Origin of the sequence: Roseicyclus sp. (assembly GCF_052168335.1) — a bacterium.
Classification (GTDB): domain Bacteria; phylum Pseudomonadota; class Alphaproteobacteria; order Rhodobacterales; family Rhodobacteraceae; genus Roseibacterium.
This window is the reverse complement of record NZ_JBQLZP010000475.1, coordinates 1-15,293: the sequence shown is the minus strand read 5'-3', so window position 1 is coordinate 15,293 and position 15,293 is coordinate 1. Positions and strand designations below refer to the sequence as shown.

General features: G+C 70.0%; 16 protein-coding genes and 1 riboswitch. Of the genes, 9 read left to right on the top strand and 7 right to left on the bottom strand.

The genetic code is table 11. The features are described from left to right. The first annotated feature begins 123 nt into the window (after positions 1–123). Entirely contained in the window at positions 124–1,446 is a 1,323-nt protein-coding gene (gltX, locus tag ACTS11_RS14740; protein ID WP_442641060.1) for a glutamate--tRNA ligase, read from the top strand. A 126-nt stretch (positions 1,447–1,572) separates the two neighbouring features. Here gltX and ACTS11_RS14735 read toward each other — a convergent pair whose 3' ends face one another. Both ACTS11_RS14735 and ACTS11_RS14730 read right to left on the bottom strand, forming a co-directional pair. Further along, positions 1,573–2,907, bottom strand: a complete 1,335-nt coding sequence (locus ACTS11_RS14735) for a methyl-accepting chemotaxis protein (RefSeq protein ID WP_442641059.1) — start codon at positions 2,905–2,907, stop codon at positions 1,573–1,575. A gap of 83 nt (positions 2,908–2,990) precedes the next feature. Next, a complete protein-coding gene (locus ACTS11_RS14730) occupies positions 2,991–3,563 on the bottom strand; it encodes a gamma-glutamylcyclotransferase family protein (protein WP_442641058.1) in 573 nt (190 codons plus the stop codon). Between the two features lie 74 nt (positions 3,564–3,637). Further along, a riboswitch (glycine riboswitch) is annotated at positions 3,638–3,728 on the top strand. A gap of 135 nt (positions 3,729–3,863) precedes the next feature. On the opposite strand from ACTS11_RS14730, the gene gcvT reads away from it, so the two are divergent. The 3 genes from gcvT to gcvP all read left to right on the top strand — a co-directional run bounded on the left by gcvT (position 3,864) and on the right by gcvP (position 8,326). Then, positions 3,864–4,982: a glycine cleavage system aminomethyltransferase GcvT gene (gene gcvT / locus ACTS11_RS14725; protein WP_442641057.1), complete on the top strand. Its 1,119-nt coding sequence runs from the start codon at positions 3,864–3,866 to the stop codon at positions 4,980–4,982. Positions 4,983–5,005: 23 nt separating this feature from the next. Beyond that, complete coding sequence (gene gcvH, locus ACTS11_RS14720) at positions 5,006–5,377, top strand: glycine cleavage system protein GcvH (RefSeq protein ID WP_442641056.1); 372 nt, start codon at positions 5,006–5,008, stop codon at positions 5,375–5,377. 111 nt (positions 5,378–5,488) lie between these two features. Continuing rightward, entirely contained in the window at positions 5,489–8,326 is a 2,838-nt protein-coding gene (gene gcvP / locus ACTS11_RS14715; RefSeq protein ID WP_442641055.1) for an aminomethyl-transferring glycine dehydrogenase, read from the top strand. Between the two features lie 19 nt (positions 8,327–8,345). Here the strand turns inward: gcvP and ACTS11_RS14710 are convergent, their stop codons facing one another. Then, a complete protein-coding gene (locus tag ACTS11_RS14710; protein ID WP_442641054.1) occupies positions 8,346–8,888 on the bottom strand; it encodes a DUF4329 domain-containing protein in 543 nt (180 codons plus the stop codon). A gap of 186 nt (positions 8,889–9,074) precedes the next feature. Between ACTS11_RS14710 and ACTS11_RS14705 the strand changes: the two genes are divergently transcribed. Beyond that, positions 9,075–9,233, top strand: coding sequence for a hypothetical protein (locus tag ACTS11_RS14705; protein ID WP_442641053.1), 159 nt, complete (start codon positions 9,075–9,077; stop codon positions 9,231–9,233). A gap of 180 nt (positions 9,234–9,413) precedes the next feature. Here the strand turns inward: ACTS11_RS14705 and ACTS11_RS14700 are convergent, their stop codons facing one another. The 3 genes from ACTS11_RS14700 to ACTS11_RS14690 form a co-directional block, all read right to left on the bottom strand. Beyond that, positions 9,414–9,647 carry a hypothetical protein gene (locus ACTS11_RS14700; RefSeq protein WP_442641052.1) on the bottom strand — a complete coding sequence of 78 codons (234 nt, stop codon included), beginning with the start codon at positions 9,645–9,647 and terminating at the stop codon, positions 9,414–9,416. 300 nt (positions 9,648–9,947) lie between these two features. Beyond that, positions 9,948–10,391 (bottom strand): thioredoxin TrxC, encoded by a 444-nt coding sequence (gene trxC, locus ACTS11_RS14695; RefSeq protein ID WP_442641051.1) that lies wholly within the window; start codon positions 10,389–10,391, stop codon positions 9,948–9,950. 129 nt (positions 10,392–10,520) lie between these two features. Beyond that, a complete protein-coding gene (locus ACTS11_RS14690; RefSeq protein ID WP_442641050.1) occupies positions 10,521–10,727 on the bottom strand; it encodes a cold-shock protein in 207 nt (68 codons plus the stop codon). A 223-nt stretch (positions 10,728–10,950) separates the two neighbouring features. Between ACTS11_RS14690 and ACTS11_RS14685 the strand changes: the two genes are divergently transcribed. Further along, positions 10,951–11,496 (top strand): REP-associated tyrosine transposase, encoded by a 546-nt coding sequence (locus ACTS11_RS14685; RefSeq protein WP_442641049.1) that lies wholly within the window; start codon positions 10,951–10,953, stop codon positions 11,494–11,496. 95 nt (positions 11,497–11,591) lie between these two features. On the opposite strand, the gene ettA is transcribed toward ACTS11_RS14685, so the two are convergent. Then, positions 11,592–13,247: an energy-dependent translational throttle protein EttA gene (gene ettA / locus ACTS11_RS14680; protein ID WP_442641048.1), complete on the bottom strand. Its 1,656-nt coding sequence runs from the start codon at positions 13,245–13,247 to the stop codon at positions 11,592–11,594. A 366-nt stretch (positions 13,248–13,613) separates the two neighbouring features. Here ettA and ACTS11_RS14675 point away from each other — a divergent pair, with 366 nt between their 5' ends. From ACTS11_RS14675 to ACTS11_RS14665, 3 genes are all read left to right on the top strand, one after another. Then, positions 13,614–13,826, top strand: coding sequence for a hypothetical protein (locus ACTS11_RS14675; RefSeq protein WP_442641047.1), 213 nt, complete (start codon positions 13,614–13,616; stop codon positions 13,824–13,826). 88 nt (positions 13,827–13,914) lie between these two features. After that, entirely contained in the window at positions 13,915–14,535 is a 621-nt protein-coding gene (locus tag ACTS11_RS14670) for a nicotinate-nucleotide adenylyltransferase (protein WP_442641046.1), read from the top strand. A 121-nt stretch (positions 14,536–14,656) separates the two neighbouring features. Further along, positions 14,657–15,293, top strand: a 637-nt coding sequence (locus tag ACTS11_RS14665; RefSeq protein ID WP_442641045.1) for a D-alanyl-D-alanine carboxypeptidase, incomplete at its 3' end; no start/stop codon positions are given.

Genomic DNA, 15,293 nt, shown 5'->3' with positions numbered 1-15,293 from the left:
GCCTCGATCTCGCCGAGGCCGGGGGCCACCCAGTCCGTGCAGTCGCTGCGTCGTTCCATGGCCCCTTATGGACTTTGGCACGCGTCTGTGAAAGAGGACGCGTCGCACCGCCCGGAGGTTCTGATGACCGTCACCCGCTTCGCGCCCTCGCCCACGGGATTCCTGCATGTGGGCAACCTGCGCACGGCGCTGTTCAACCACCTGATCGCGCGGAAGGCGGGCGGCACCTTCATCCTGCGGCTCGACGACACCGACCCCGAGCGCTCGACCGAGGAATTCGCCACCGCGATCCAGGAGGATCTCGCCTGGCTCGGCCTCACCTGGGACCGGATGGAGCGCCAGTCGGAGCGCCTCGGGCGCTATGCGGAGGCGGCGGACGAGCTGCGCGCGCGGGCGCGGTTCTACGAGGCCTTCGAGACGCCGACAGAGCTCGACCTCAAGCGCAAGAAGCAGCTCAACATGGGCCTGCCGCCGGTCTACGACCGCGCGGCCCTGGCGCTGTCGGAGGCCGAGCGCGACCGCCTCAGGGCCGAGCGCGGTCCGGGCGTCTGGCGCTTCAAGCTCATCCAGGAGCGGATCGTCTGGGAGGACGGCATCCTGGGGCCGATCTCGATCGACGCGGGCAGCGTCTCGGACCCGGTCCTGATCCGCGCCGACGGACAGGTGCTCTATACGCTGGCGTCGGTCGTGGACGACATGGACATGGGGATCACCCATGTGGTGCGCGGCTCGGACCACGTGACGAACACCGCGACGCAGATCCAGATCATCGAGGCGCTGGGCGGCACGCCGCCCGCCTTCGCGCACCATTCGCTGTTGACCGGGGCGCAGGGCGAGGCGCTGTCCAAGCGCCTCGGCACGCTGTCGCTGCGCGACCTGCGCAAGGCGGGTGTGGAGCCCATGGCGCTGCTCAGCTTCATGGCGCGCATCGGCTCGTCGCAGCCGGTGGAACTGGCGCGCTCGCTCGACGAACTGGCGGAGGGGTTCGACCTGGCGCATTTCGGCGCGGCGCCGACGAAGTTCGACGCCGACGACCTCTGGCCGCTGACCGCGCGCAGCCTGCAGGAGACGCCCTTCGAGGAGATGGCGGACGAGATCGCGGCCCTTGGCGTGCCCGACGCGATCGCCCGCGATTTCTGGGACGTGGCGCGCGCCAACATCGGCACGCGCGCCGAGCTGGCGGAGTGGTGGACCCTCTTCCGGGACGGGGCGACGCCCGTGGTCGAGGCCGAGGACCGCGACTTCGTGGCCGAGGCCTTCGCGATGCTGGCCGAGCCGCCCTACGACGCCGGCACCTGGGCGGCCTGGACCAACGCCGTGAAGGACGCGACGGGACGGAAGGGCAAGGCGCTCTTCATGCCGCTGCGCAAGGCGGTGACGGGGCGCGCCTCCGGGCCGGAGATGGCGGACGTCATGCGCCTGCTCCGGAAGAAGCCGACGCTCTGACGTCCCCTTGCGGGCGCGCTCCGTGCCGCCCGCCGTCGCCGGCCCGGCGCGCGTCGGCACCGGGCAACCGCCGGGGGCCGGCCATGACGGGCTGTCGGCCCGGTTTCCGCACCTTCGTCGGCACGATCATTCGGCGGCCATGTGTCCCGGGGGCCGCCCCTCGGCGAAGCGCCCCAGCATGCCGCGGATCTCGCCGCTGACAGAGCGGAGCTGCGAGACCTGGCTTTCGGTCGATCCGACACGCTCCTGCGCGCCCGAGCGTCCGTCGTCCAGCTGGCGCGCAAGACGGCAGAGCGTCTCCCTGGCGGCGCGCAGGGTCTCCGTCTCGCCCCGTGTCACGTCGCCGAGATGCTCCATGGTGCGCGAGGCCTCCTCGAGCCCGGCAAGAACGCTCGCCAGACGTTCGTTGCCCGCCTCGACGCGGGCCGTGAGCTCCGAGGAATGCGTGTTGATCGTCTCGATCCGCTTGGCGATCTCCTGCGAGGCATCGGCGGCCCGCTGCGCGAGCACCCGGATCTCCGCCGCGACGACCGAGAAGCCCGCGCCCGCGTTTCCGGCGCGGGCTGCCTCGATCCCGGCATTCAGGGCGAGAAGATTGGTCTGGAAGGACACGTCGTCGATCAGGCGGTTGACCGAGACCATGGTGCGCGCCTCCTCCCGCATGTCCTGCGCCGCGCCGAGGGCGTTGCGGATGCTGTCGGCGCCGTCGCGCACGTCGCTGACGCCGCGGCGCACCGACGAGAGCGACGCGTCGACCGTCCCGACGGCCTCGCCCAGGGAGGCGGCGGCGCGGTCCACGACATCCCGCGTCTCGTGGCATTCCCGCGCCTGAAGCCCGGTTTCCTCCATCGCCTGCCGGGTTTCGGCGGCGCTCCGCGACGCGGTCTCCTCGAGCAGGTCGAGCGTCGCCAGCGTGCGGGCCATTGCCGTTTCCAGCGCCTGCATCGCGCCGTTGAAGATGGGTTCGAGGTGCTCGAGCCCCGACCCTTGGCCGATCCGCAGCCGAACGTCGAGGCGCCCCTCGTCGAGCGCGGCAAGCGCGCCCGCGATCTGTTCCACGGCGAGCTTGCGCGGCGTGATGTCCGAGCAGAGCTTCACGATCTTCCGGACGCTTCCGTCCTCCTTCATGACGGGCGCGTAGGTTGCGAAGATCCACAGGCGATTGCCGGCCTTCGTGACACGCGGAAACTCCCCCGAGAAGCTCTCGCCCGCGGCGAGACGACGCCAGAATTCCGCGTATCCGGGGGATCGGGCGAGGTCCGCGTCGCAGAAGATGCGGTGATGGCGGCCCACCACCTCGTCGAGCGCGAAGCCGGTGGCGGCGAGGAAGTTCCCGTTGGCGCAGATGATGGTGCCATCCGGCTGAAACTCGATCCGCGCCTGCGTGCGGTCGATCATGTCCATGATCGGCCCGAACTCGGACGGGCCCTCCTCCCTGTGAACCTTCCTCGTCCAAAGCATGACGCGCATCTCCCGGTTTCCTGTGTCCCGAGCCATACGGCACGGGACTTGCCGAAAGCTGAACGAAGCCCGTCCGCGACGGATCAGAGCCGCGCGGTGCGCCGGACGCCGCGCAGGAGAAGCTCGGTATCGACGAGGTTGCGCTCCTCCGCCGTGGTCCGCGTCGCGCGGGGATAGACGGGTCGGGCCCGGTCGTCGAAGACCGGCGCCTCCCAGCCCGAGGTCGTCTCGAAGAAGCGCCGAGCGCCGTCCTCGCCGAACTCGGTCAGGTAGCCCTGGATCACCGTGTCGAGGTAGCTCAGCAGGATCGGGTGCGCCTCGGAGGCGTCGGTGTCGTGCTCGGGCTTCGTGCGGTAGATCTGGATGTCGAGGGCCGCGTCTCCGTGCCCATGCGCGATCTCGGCGACGGGCAGGCGGTGATAGGCGTATTCGCGCGCGTCGAGCGCGGTCCAGTCGCCGTCCGGCACCGCCGCGATCAGCCCCTCGATCTCGACGCCGGGCGCCTCGACGGCGGTGAGGAACGCGACCTGCCGGAGCCGCGTGCGCTTCCACGTCCGCGCCCAGCCGCGCACGGTGGCCAGGGCGACGCGCGGATAGTCGTGCGTCCGCCGGTTCACGAGGCTGCCGTAGCCGAAGAAGAAGGGATCGCCGACCATGGCCGCAGGCTTGGCGGATGCGCGGGGGCGCTTCAAGACCTCTTGCGCGGGCGCGGGCCTTCGCTATGTTCACGCCACCTGCAGACGGGAGACGCTGGCGCAAGCCAGGGCCGAAGGAGCAACCGCCCCGGTAAACTCTCAGGCACAAGGGACCGCTGCGGGTGACGGACTCTGGAGAGAGGTGCGCGGCTGCGCATCCGCCGAAGGGATAACGATCTCAGGCGAAAGGACAGAGGGGGCATCGACCGGCGCGCGTTCGCGCCCTTGCGATGCCGGGCCAGTCCCGGGGAACGGGATGACATGGCCGATACGGGTGCCGCCGAAGACCTGAAGACGCTGCCGCTCCGGGCGCTGCATGCCGCGCACGAGGCGAGCTTCGTGCCCTTCGCGGGCTGGGAGATGCCGGTGCGCTACGGCCCCGGCGTGATGGCCGAGCATCTCTGGTGCCGGGAGAAGGCGGGCCTCTTCGACGTCTCGCACATGGGCCAGGTCTGGCTGGGCGTCGATGCGGGCACGGCGCTCGAGGCGCTGGTGCCGATGGACGTGACCGGGCTGAAGCCGGGGCGCCAGCGCTACGCCTATTTCACGAACGCGGCGGGTGGTCTTCTCGACGACCTGATGATCGCGCGGCACCAGGACGGGCTGCACCTCGTCGTCAACGCGGCCTGCGCCGAGGCGGATATCGCGCACCTGAAGGCGCATGTGCCGGGTGTCGAGGTGCTGGGCGACCGCGCGCTCCTCGCGCTGCAGGGGCCGATGGCGGAGGCCGCGATGGCGGGCCTCGTGCCGCAGGCCGCGGACATGCGCTTCATGGACGTGATCCGGGCGCCGTGGGAGGGGGCGGGGCTGTGGATCTCCCGCTCGGGCTATACCGGCGAGGACGGGTTCGAGGTCTCGCTGCCGGCGGACGCGGCCGAGGCCTTCGCGCGCGCGCTCCTGTCGGATGATCGGGTCGCGCCGATCGGCCTCGGCGCGCGCGATTCGCTTCGGCTCGAGGCGGGGCTCCCGCTCTACGGGCAGGAACTCGGCCCCGACATCACGCCGGTCGAGGCGGGCCTCGCCTGGGCGATCCAGAAGGTGCGGCGGCGGGGCGGCGACCGCGAAGGCGGCTTCCCGGGCGCGGACGTGATCCTCGCGCAGCTCGAGGCGGGCGCGCCGCGCCGGCGGGCGGGCCTCCTTCCCGAGGGGCGGGCGCCGATGCGGGGAGGCACGCGCCTTTTCGATGCGGAGACGGGCGGCACGCAGGTCGGCCACGTCACCTCGGGCGGCTTCGGCCCGTCGCTCGGCGCGCCCGTGGCGATCGCGCTGCTTGACGCGGGCGTGCCCGAGCATGCCACCCTCTACGGCGAAGTGCGCGGCAAGCGCCTGCCCGCGCGGCAGGTGCCCATGCCCTTCGTCGAACCCGGATACAAACGCTGACACCAGAGACGCGAGTGGGACAGATGAAGTTCACAGAAGACCATGAATGGCTCCGCCCCGAGGCCCCCGGCAGCGACGTGATCGTCGTGGGCATCACCGAATACGCCGCGACCCAGCTCGGCGATGTCGTCTACGTCGAACTGCCCGAGATCGAGACGCAGGTCGCCAAGGGCGACGAGATCGTCGTCATCGAGAGCGTCAAGGCCGCCTCGGACATCGTCGCGCCCATCGACGGCGAGATCGTGGAGATCAACGAGGCGCTGGCCGAGAACCCCGCGCTGGTGAACGAGGACCCGATGGGGGACGCCTGGTTCTTCAAGATCAGGGTCGAGGACATCGGTGCGCTCGACGACTTCATGACCGAGGACGAGTACAAGGACCATATCGGGGAGTGATCCCGGCCGCCTGCGACCGGGGGGCCAGCCCCCCGGAACCCCCCGGCGGTATTTTCGGAAAGATGAAGGGGCGGGGCGGGATGCCCCGGGCCCGTTGCGAGAGGCGAGAGCATGCCCTGGACGACGACCGACTACGATCCGACCGACTTCGCGAACCGCCGCCACATCGGGCCCTCGCCCGCCGAGATGGCCGAGATGCTCGAGGCCGTGGGCGCCGCGAGCCTCGACGCGCTGATCGCCGAGACCGTGCCGGACACGATCCGGCAGGCGCGCCCGCTCGACTGGGCGCCGATGTCGGAGGCGGAGCTTCTGGCGCACATGCGGGAGATCGCGGCGCGCAACAAGCCGATGGTCCAGATGATCGGACAGGGCTACTACGGCACCCACACGCCCCCCGCGATCCAGCGCAACGTGCTGGAGAACCCGGCCTGGTACACGGCCTACACGCCCTACCAGCCGGAGATCGCGCAAGGGCGGCTCGAGGCGCTGCTGAACTTCCAGACGATGGTGGCGGACCTGACGGGGCTCGAGGTGGCGAACGCCTCGCTCCTCGACGAGGCGACCGCCTGCGCCGAGGCCATGGTCATGGCCGAGCGGGTGGCGAAGTCGAAGGCGCGGGCCTTCTTCGTCGACGAGGCCTGCCATCCGCAGAACATCGCGGTGATGCGGACGCGGGCCGAGCCGCTCGGGATCGAGGTGATCGTGGGACCCGTCTCGGCGCTCGATCCGGGGACCGTCTTCGGCGCGATCTTCCAGTATCCCGGCACCTACGGGCACCTTGCGGACCCGAGCGAGGCCATCGCCGCGCTGCACGCGCAGAAGGCCATCGGGATCGTCGCGACCGACCTTCTCGCGCTGACGCTGGTGAAGGAGCCGGGCGCGATGGGGGCGGACATCGCCGTGGGCTCGGCGCAGCGCTTCGGCGTGCCGCTGGGGTATGGCGGGCCGCACGCGGCCTTCCTCGCCTGCCACGACGCGCACAAGCGCGCCATGCCCGGCCGGATCGTCGGCGTCTCGGTCGACAGCCACGGCCACAAGGCCTACCGGCTCGCGCTGCAGACCCGCGAGCAGCACATCCGCCGCGAGAAGGCGACCTCGAACGTCTGCACGGCGCAGGCGCTGCTGGCCGTCATGGCGAGCTTCTACGCCGTGTTCCACGGGCCGAAGGGCCTGCGCGCCATCGCCGAGCGCGTGCACCTGAGGGCCGCGCGCCTCGCCGCGTCGCTGGCGAAGGGCGGCTTCGCGCCCGAGGCCGCTGCCTTCTTCGACACGATCACCGTTCCGGTGGGCGACCGGCAGTCGCGCATCATGGCCGCCGCCGTTGCGCGGGGGATCATCCTGCGCGACGTGGGCTCGGACCGGATCGGCATCTCGATTGACGAGACCACGACGGAGGAGCACCTCGAGGCCGTGGCGCTGGCCTTCGGCGTCGCGAAGCCGCCGGCCGAGGCCGCGCCGACGATCCCGGAGGCGCTGCTCCGCCGGTCGGACTACCTGACGCACCCCATCTTCCACATGAACCGCGCCGAGAGCGAGATGATGCGCTACATGCGCCGGCTCTCGGACCGGGACCTCGCGCTCGACCGGGCGATGATCCCGCTCGGCTCCTGCACGATGAAGCTGAACGCGGCCGTCGAGATGATGCCGGTCACCTGGCCCGAGTTCAACGGCATCCACCCCTTCGCTCCCGCCGACCAGGCCGTGGGCTATGCCGCGATGATCGACGACCTCGCCCGGCGGCTCTGCGAGATCACCGGCTACGACGCGATGTCGATGCAGCCGAACTCGGGCGCGCAGGGGGAGTACGCCGGCCTCCTGACGATCGCCGCCTACCACCGCGCCCGGGGCGAGGGGCACCGGCGCGTCTGCCTCATCCCCGTCTCGGCGCACGGCACGAACCCGGCCTCGGCGCAGATGGCGGGGATGGACGTGGTCGTGGTGAAGGCGGCCGAGAACGGCGACGTGGACGTGGAGGACTTCCGCGCCAAGGCCGAGGCCGCGGGCGACCGGCTCGCCGCCTGCATGATCACCTATCCCTCGACCCACGGCGTCTTCGAGGAGACGGTGACCGAGGTCTGCCGGATCACGCATGAGCACGGCGGGCAGGTCTATCTCGACGGGGCGAACCTGAACGCGATGGTCGGCCTGTCCAAGCCGGGCGAGATCGGCGCGGACGTGAGCCACCTCAACCTGCACAAGACCTTCTGCATCCCGCATGGCGGCGGCGGTCCCGGCATGGGGCCGATCGGCGTCAAGGCGCATCTCGCGCCCCACCTGCCCGGCCACCCCGAGACGGGCGGCGCGGAGGGGCCGGTCTCGGGCGCGCCCTACGGCTCGGCCTCGATCCTGCCGATCTCCTACGCGTATGTGCGGCTCATGGGGGGCGCGGGGCTGACGCAGGCCACGAAGGTCGCGATCCTGAACGCGAACTACATCGCCTCGCGGCTGAAGGGCGCCTACGACGTGCTCTTCGCGGGCCGCAAGGGGCGTGTCGCGCATGAATGCATTCTCGACACGCGGCCCTTCGCGGAGGCTGGCGTGACGGTGGACGACATCGCCAAGCGCCTCGTCGACCACGGCTTCCACGCGCCGACGATGAGCTGGCCCGTGGCGGGCACGCTGATGATCGAGCCGACCGAGAGCGAGTCGAAGGCCGAGCTCGACCGCTTCATCACCGCGATGCTCGCCATCCGCGACGAGATCGCGGCGGTCGAGAGCGGCTCGATCGCGGTGGAGGACAGCCCGCTCCGCCTCGCGCCGCACACGATGGAGGACCTCGTGCGCGACTGGAACCGGGCCTACAGCCGCGAGGAGGGATGCTTCCCGCCGGGCGCCTTCCGGGTCGACAAGTACTGGCCGCCCGTCAACCGGGTCGACAACGTCTACGGCGACCGGCACCTCGTCTGCACCTGTCCGCCGGTCGAGGACTACCTCGACGCGGCCGAGTGAGGGGAGGGGCGCGCCGGGGCTACCGCGCGCGCCCGAACCGCGCATAGAGCCGGTCGAGCGAGAAATCCTCCGGCACCGCGCCGTAGATCTCGGGCACGAAGCCGGGGTCCGACGGCAGGCAGCCGCGCCCGCAGACCTGCCTGAGGTCGCCCGTCCGCCCGTCGACGAACCAGAGCCGCCCGCCCGGCGTCGCGACCCAGCCGTTGACGCCCATCGACATGTCGCCTTCCACGTCCTGGATCGAGGGCACCTCGCCGTCGTAGTCCCGTGCGAAGGCGGCATGGGTGTGCCACGAGGAGACGGCGACGACACCGGGCCCGAGCGGCAGGGAGGCGCAGCTCGCGTGCCCGCCCCAGGAGACCTTGGTGGAGGCGTACCTGCCCTCCGCGTCCCTCAGGACGAAGCCGCAGACCTCGCGGTCGAAGCGTACCGAAAGCTGGTTCATCCCCCGCATCAGCGCCAGGACATAGGCCGTCTCGGCCGCGCTCTGGGCGGCGGCGGGCGTCGCCAGTCCCAGTGCCAGGCAAAGGGCGGCGAAGAAGGGGGCGGACCGACGGGACATCGAGGCTCCGGGCATGTGACGGGCGCAGGATGACGCAAGGCTCCGGGATGATCCAGCGTCCCGGGCGACCGGCGGGGAACCGCGGGCGGGGCGGGCGGATCAGCGATGCCTCTGGACGCCGCATCTGGCGGGACTATCTTTTTCGGGCCGCTCGGCGGAGGCGGCGCCGGAAGATGGAGATACGTCATGTCGCGCATGGATCAGATCGAGAACGGAACCGCTGTCGCCGAGGTCGGGGAGGACGCCGATATCGCGCTGTGGAACCGCATGGGCCGCGCGGCCATGTTCTTCTGCATCTGGACGGCGATGGCGATCCCCCCGCTGCTCGTGATCGCGGTTCGCTGACCCTCTTCGCGGGGCTGATGACCGGGCCATCCCGCGCCGGATGGCAGAAGGAGTGGAGGCCCGCGTCACGGATTTCTCCGGGTCGGCGATGCCTCCGCGTCCGGGATGTCACGGGCGGATGGTTCGGGCGGCCTGCAGGATCGCTGGGTGTTCGTCGGCGTCGTCCGCGGCAGCGCGGGGTCAGCCGCGGTCGGCGGCCTTGACGGCGATGCGGGTGGCGTCGTCGTGCTCGTCGGGACCGCGTCCGAGGATTTGCCCGATCATGGCGGAGAGCATTCCGGCGGCCAGGACGGCCCAGCCCGTGCCGACGTAGAGCAGGACGGCGCCGCCGAAGGGAACGAAGCCCAGAATCCAGGCCCCGATCGCGACGGGCAGAGCGATGAAGCCTGCCAGTAGTACCAGTCCTACAGCCACGCAACCCCTCCGCACAGTCCTCCATGGACCGAGTTCTACGACCGTAAAATGAGAATGTGGTAAATTTGGGGCGGAGAAAGATCGTTGTTTCCGCTCTGTGAACAATGGCGGATTTCCGCCGAAATGCCAAGCATTTGTCGGGGAGAGGCGAATTTTTTCCACAGGCTGCGGCGCAGCATTGATGCCGCAGTGCGGAATGGGCGGTGCGGATAGGGAATCGCGGCCCGACCGGACCTGCCCGGAGGTCGCCCCGAGTTTCGGTCCGGCCGGCCGGCGCAGCCAGGCGGTGCGGTCAATGCGTCAGGCGCGCTCGGCCGTATGGCGGCGGGCGAAGGCCTCGATCTCGGTCGCGGGGCGGGCGCCCGGCAGGCGGTCGACCTCCTGCCCGTCGCGGAACAGGACGAGGAGCGGGATGCCCCGGATCCCGTAGCGCTGCGAGGCGTCGCCGTGGACCTGCGTGTTCACCTTGGCCAGCCGCGCATGGGGGGCGAGGACGCGCGCGGCCTTCTCGAACTCGGGCGCCATCATCCGGCAGGGGCCGCACCAGGGCGCCCAGAAGTCGACGACGAGGGGGATCGTGTCGTTCCGCTCGGCCTTGCGCAGGGTCTCGGTGTCGATGTCGTGGACGCGCGGCTCCATCAGCCTTGCGCCGCAGGTGCCGCACTTGGGATGCGCGCCGAGCTTCGTCGCGGGAACGCGGTTCACGCTGGCGCAGGAGAGGCAGGTCACGCGGTGGTCGGCCATGGCGGGAGGCTCCAGTTGATTGACGGAGTCAATATAATGCACGCCGGTCATCGCGCCAAGCCCCGCCCGCGACGAAAAAGGGGCGCCGCCTTTCGGCGCGCCCCTCGGTGTCGTCCGGTGACGGAGGCCTCACTTGGCCTTGAGGTTCACCGCGCTCTGGCGGCCATCGCGGCCGGCCTCGAGGTCGTAGCTGATCTTCTGGTTGTCCGCGAGGCCGGTCATGCCCGAGCGCTCGACGGCCGAGATGTGCACGAACACGTCCTTGCCGCCATCATCGGGCTGGATGAAGCCGAAGCCCTTGGTGGTGTTGAACCATTTCACGGTGCCGGTGGCCATCGTGATGTCTCCTGTACTCAATTGTCCGCCCGCGGAAGTGCGGCGGGGTGGCGTCAGTTCTAAGCAGATCGAGACTGAAGCCTTGGTAGAGGAGACAGTTGGTCGATGCGGTAACGGTCGCGGGCGAACGTATGCCCGAAAGGGGGATTCGTTGCAAGGGGCAGCGAATTCCGCGGGGCCGGCCATTCGGGCGTCATTAACCATTTGCGGCCATTTTCGTCCCATGCCGAATTACCGTCGCCCGGCGTTCTCGCCCAGCCCCATTTTCTTCACCGTCTGCCTGGCGGATCGATCGTCGACCGCACTTCTCGACCACCTCGACGTCCTGAGGGAGGCGGTCCGCGTCGTCCTCAGGGACCGCCCGTTCGACATCCTCGCATGGGTGGTCCTGCCCGATCACATGCACGCCGTCTGGCGGCTTCCCGAGGCGGACCCGAACTACTCGCAGCGCTGGGGCCGCATAAAGGCGCGGTTCAGCCGCGACGCCCGTAGGGCGGGACTTGTCCCGCCGCTCTCCGGTCCGGGAACGGAAGCCCGCAAGGGGGAACTCGGCATCTGGCAGCCGCGCTTCTGGGAGCATCACTGCCGGGACGAACGCGATCTACAGACACATATCCGCTATTGCTGGGGAAACCCGGTCAAGCACGGCCTGGTGGTCCGGCCGACAGACTGGGCGGCGTCATCCATCCATCGCGACATCCGCCTCGGATTGGTTGAGCCGGAATGGCGGAGCGAAGCGATCGAGGGCGCTTTCGGCGAGGCGGCCTGAGGCGGGTGTGCGGCCCGCCGCGCCGGGTTTGGCGGGACACGTCCCGCCCTGCGCGTGGGAAGGGGTGGCGGGACAAGTCCCGCCCTACCTGTGGGTCAGCGGGCAAACTTCTTGTACTTCACCCGCTTCGGCTCCAGCGCGTCGGGTCCCAGCCGCCGCTTCTTGTCTTCCTCGTAATCCTCGAAGTTGCCCTCGAACCATTCCACATGGGCCTCGCCCTCGAAGGCGAGGATGTGGGTGCAGAGGCGGTCGAGGAAGAAGCGGTCGTGGCTGATGATCACGGCGCAGCCCGCGAAATCCTCGAGCGCGTCCTCGAGCGCGCGCAGCGTCTCGACGTCGAGGTCGTTCGTCGGCTCGTCCAGTAGCAGCACGTTGCCGCCCGACTTGAGCAGTTTCGCCATGTGGACGCGGTTGCGCTCGCCGCCCGACAGGAGGCCCACCTTCTTCTGCTGGTCGCCGCCCTTGAAGTTGAACGCCCCGCAATAGGCGCGGGAGTTCATGGAGGCGTCCCCGAGCTCGATGATCTCGGCCCCGCCCGAGATCTCCTCCCAGACGGTCTTGTTGGGGTCGAGCGCATCGCGCGACTGGTCCACGTAGCTCAGCTTCACCGTGTCGCCGTATTCGAGCGTGCCCTCGTCGGGCTGCTCCTGCCCGGTCAGCATCCGGAACAGCGTCGACTTGCCCGCGCCGTTCGGGCCGATCACGCCCACGATGCCGCCCGGCGGCAGCGAGAAGGTGAGGTCCTCGATCAGCAGGCGGTCGCCGTAGCCCTTCTTGAGCCCGTTCACCTCGATCACCTTCTGGCCGAGGCGGGGACCGTTCGGGATGATGATCTGGGCGCGGCCGACCTTCTCGCGCTCGGACTGGCTGGCCATCTGCTCGTAGGCGTTGATCCGGGCCTTCTGCTTGGCCTGCCGCGCCTTGGCGCCGGCGCGGATCCACTCGAGCTCGCGCTGCAGCGTCTTCTGCCTGGACTTGTCCTCGCGCGCCTCCTGCTCGAGCCGCTTGGCCTTCTGCTCGAGCCAGGAGGAGTAGTTGCCCTCGTAGGGAATGCCCCGCCCGCGGTCGAGCTCGAGGATCCAGCCGGTGATGTCGTCGAGGAAATAGCGGTCGTGCGTGACGATCAGGCAGGTGCCCTTGTAGTCGATCAGGTGCTGTTGCAGCCAGGCGATCGTCTCGGCGTCGAGGTGGTTCGTCGGCTCGTCGAGCAGCAGCATGTCCGGCGCCTCGAGCAGCAGCTTGCAGAGCGCGACGCGGCGGCGCTCGCCGCCCGAGAGCGTGGCCGGCATCGCCTCGTCCGGCGGGCAGCGCAGCGCCTCCATCGCGACGTCGATCTGGCTGTCGAGATCCCAGAGGTTCTCGCTGTCGATCTGGTCCTGGAGGGACGCCATCTCCTCGGCGGTCTCGTCGGAGTAGTTCATGGCGAGCTCGTTGAAGCGGTCGAGCTTGGCCTTCTTGCCGGCAACGCCCAGCATGACGTTCTCGCGCACCGTCAGGCCTTCTTCGAGCTGCGGCTCCTGCGGCAGGTAGCCCACATGCGCGCCCTCGGCGGCCCAGGCCTCGCCCGCGAAGTCCTTGTCCCAGCCCGCCATGATGCGCAGCAGCGTCGACTTGCCCGCGCCGTTCACGCCCACGACGCCGATCTTCACGCCGGGCAGGAAGCTCAGGCGGATGTTCTCGAAGCATTTCTTGCCGCCGGGATAGGTCTTGGAGACGCCATCCATGTGATAGACATACTGGTAGCTGGCCATGTGCGTTCCTTGCGGCTGGGCGGGGCTCTGTGCGGGATCGGGAGGGATGTAGCCTTTCGGGGGGCCGCCTGCAATCGCCCGCTGATGCAGGAGGGGCACGGTCGGGCGCGAATGCCGTCGGGTAGGGATTTCCCTGCTTGCGGGAAACGCCGCCGCCCGGCTATCGGACACCCACCTGCCCGATGTCCGGGCCGGATCCCGAGGAGACCTCATGTCGTATCGTCGCCGGATCGCACTTTGCCCGATGGGCAAGAACGCCTGACGCGCGGCACACGAGGCATCTGACCCGGAGGCCGCCCGAGTGAGCGGCCTTTTTCGTTTTCCCCCTCGCCCGGGCGGCTCTCCCCACTTCCCAAGGAGAGCGCCATGCACACCACCCAGGTCATCCACGTCCACTATTCCACCGTCCCGTCCTGGCGGCGGCGGTTCCGCCGCGCCGTCCGGAGGCTGGCCGCGCTCGTCCGGCAGCGCCCGCAGGTCGACATCCCCGACCACCTGAGGCGTGACATCGGTCTGCCCGAGACGCGGCCGGGCCGGGCCAACGCGCCCCCCGGTCCCAACCCATACTGGGGCATCTGACGGCGAGAGAGGGCGTCCGGCGCGATCCGGGCGCCCCTTTTTCCTTTGCACTCCCGCGCATTGGGCTGATACCGCTCGGCCCGACGGGATGCGGGCGAGGGAAGGGCCGTTGGACAGGACAGGACTGCCGGTTGCCTTGCCGGGCATGACCGTGGGGCTCTTCGGGGGGTCCTTCGACCCGCCGCACGCGGGCCATGTCCATGTCAGCCGCGAGGCGCTGAAGCGGCTCGGGCTCGACCGTCTGTGGTGGCTGGTGAGCCCCGGCAACCCGCTGAAGGAGAAGGGGCCCGCGCCCCTCGCGCGCCGGATCGAGGCCGCCCGCAGGCTGATCCACCATCCGCGCATCGTCGTGACCGACATCGAGGCGCGCCTCGGCACGCGGTACACCGCCGGGACGCTCGAGGCGCTCCGCGCGCTCTATCCGGGCGTGCGCTTCGTCTGGCTCATGGGGGCCGACAACCTCGCGCAGTTCCACCGCTGGCAACGCTGGGACCGGATCATGCGGAGCGTGCCGGTCGCCGTCCTGGCGCGGCCGGGCCTCGGCGTCTCGGCCCGCACGGCGCGGGCGGCGCGCATCTTCGAGGCGGCACGACTGCCCGCCCCCGCCGCACGCGTCCTGCCCCGCGCGCAAGCGCCTGCCTGGACCTATCTCGACGTGCCGATGATCGACATCTCCTCCTCCGCGATCCGTGCGCGGGGGGAGTGGTAAGGTCAGGCACCATTGACGCAATCCGGGGGTTGAGACGACTCCCTTCCCTGAATAGGGTCGGGACCTGGGCTGCGGGTATTCGACCAGAATGGTTTCGAGACGACTCTTTCTTTCAGGCGCATTGACGGCGGCCGCCGCGGGCAAGGCCTGGTCGAGCGCGCCCGAGACGTCGCTCTTCCCGCAGCCGCGATCGGGCGACCTGATCCGCCGCTCCGTCCCCCCGCTGGCCGAGATGATCGCCGATGCGGGACTGCCCGGGCGGGTCGGATGCGCGGTGGCGGACGCCGCAACGGGCGAGATGCTCGAGGTCTTCCAGCCGCTCCATCCGCTGCCGCCCGCAAGCGTCGCGAAGGCGGTGACGACGGCCTACGGGCTCGACCGGCTTGGGCCGGGCTACCGCTTCCGCACCCGGCTGGTGACGGACGGGACGCTGTCGGACGGGCGGATCGAGGGGGACCTCTGGCTCGTGGGCGGCGGCGACCCGCTGCTCGACACCGACGTGCTCGACGCCATGGTCCGCGCGCTCGACGAACTCGGCGTCCGGCAGGTCACGGGAAGTTTCCGCGTGGCGACCGACGCGCTGCCCTTCATCGAGCAGATCGACCCCGCGCAGCTTCCGTACGCGGGCTACAACCCCTCGATCTCGGCGCTGAACCTCAACTTCAATCGCGTCTTCTTCGAATGGGAGCGGTCGGGCGAGGACTACACCGTGCGGATGGATGCGCGGTCGGCGAACTTCTCGCCCGCCGTGACCGTGT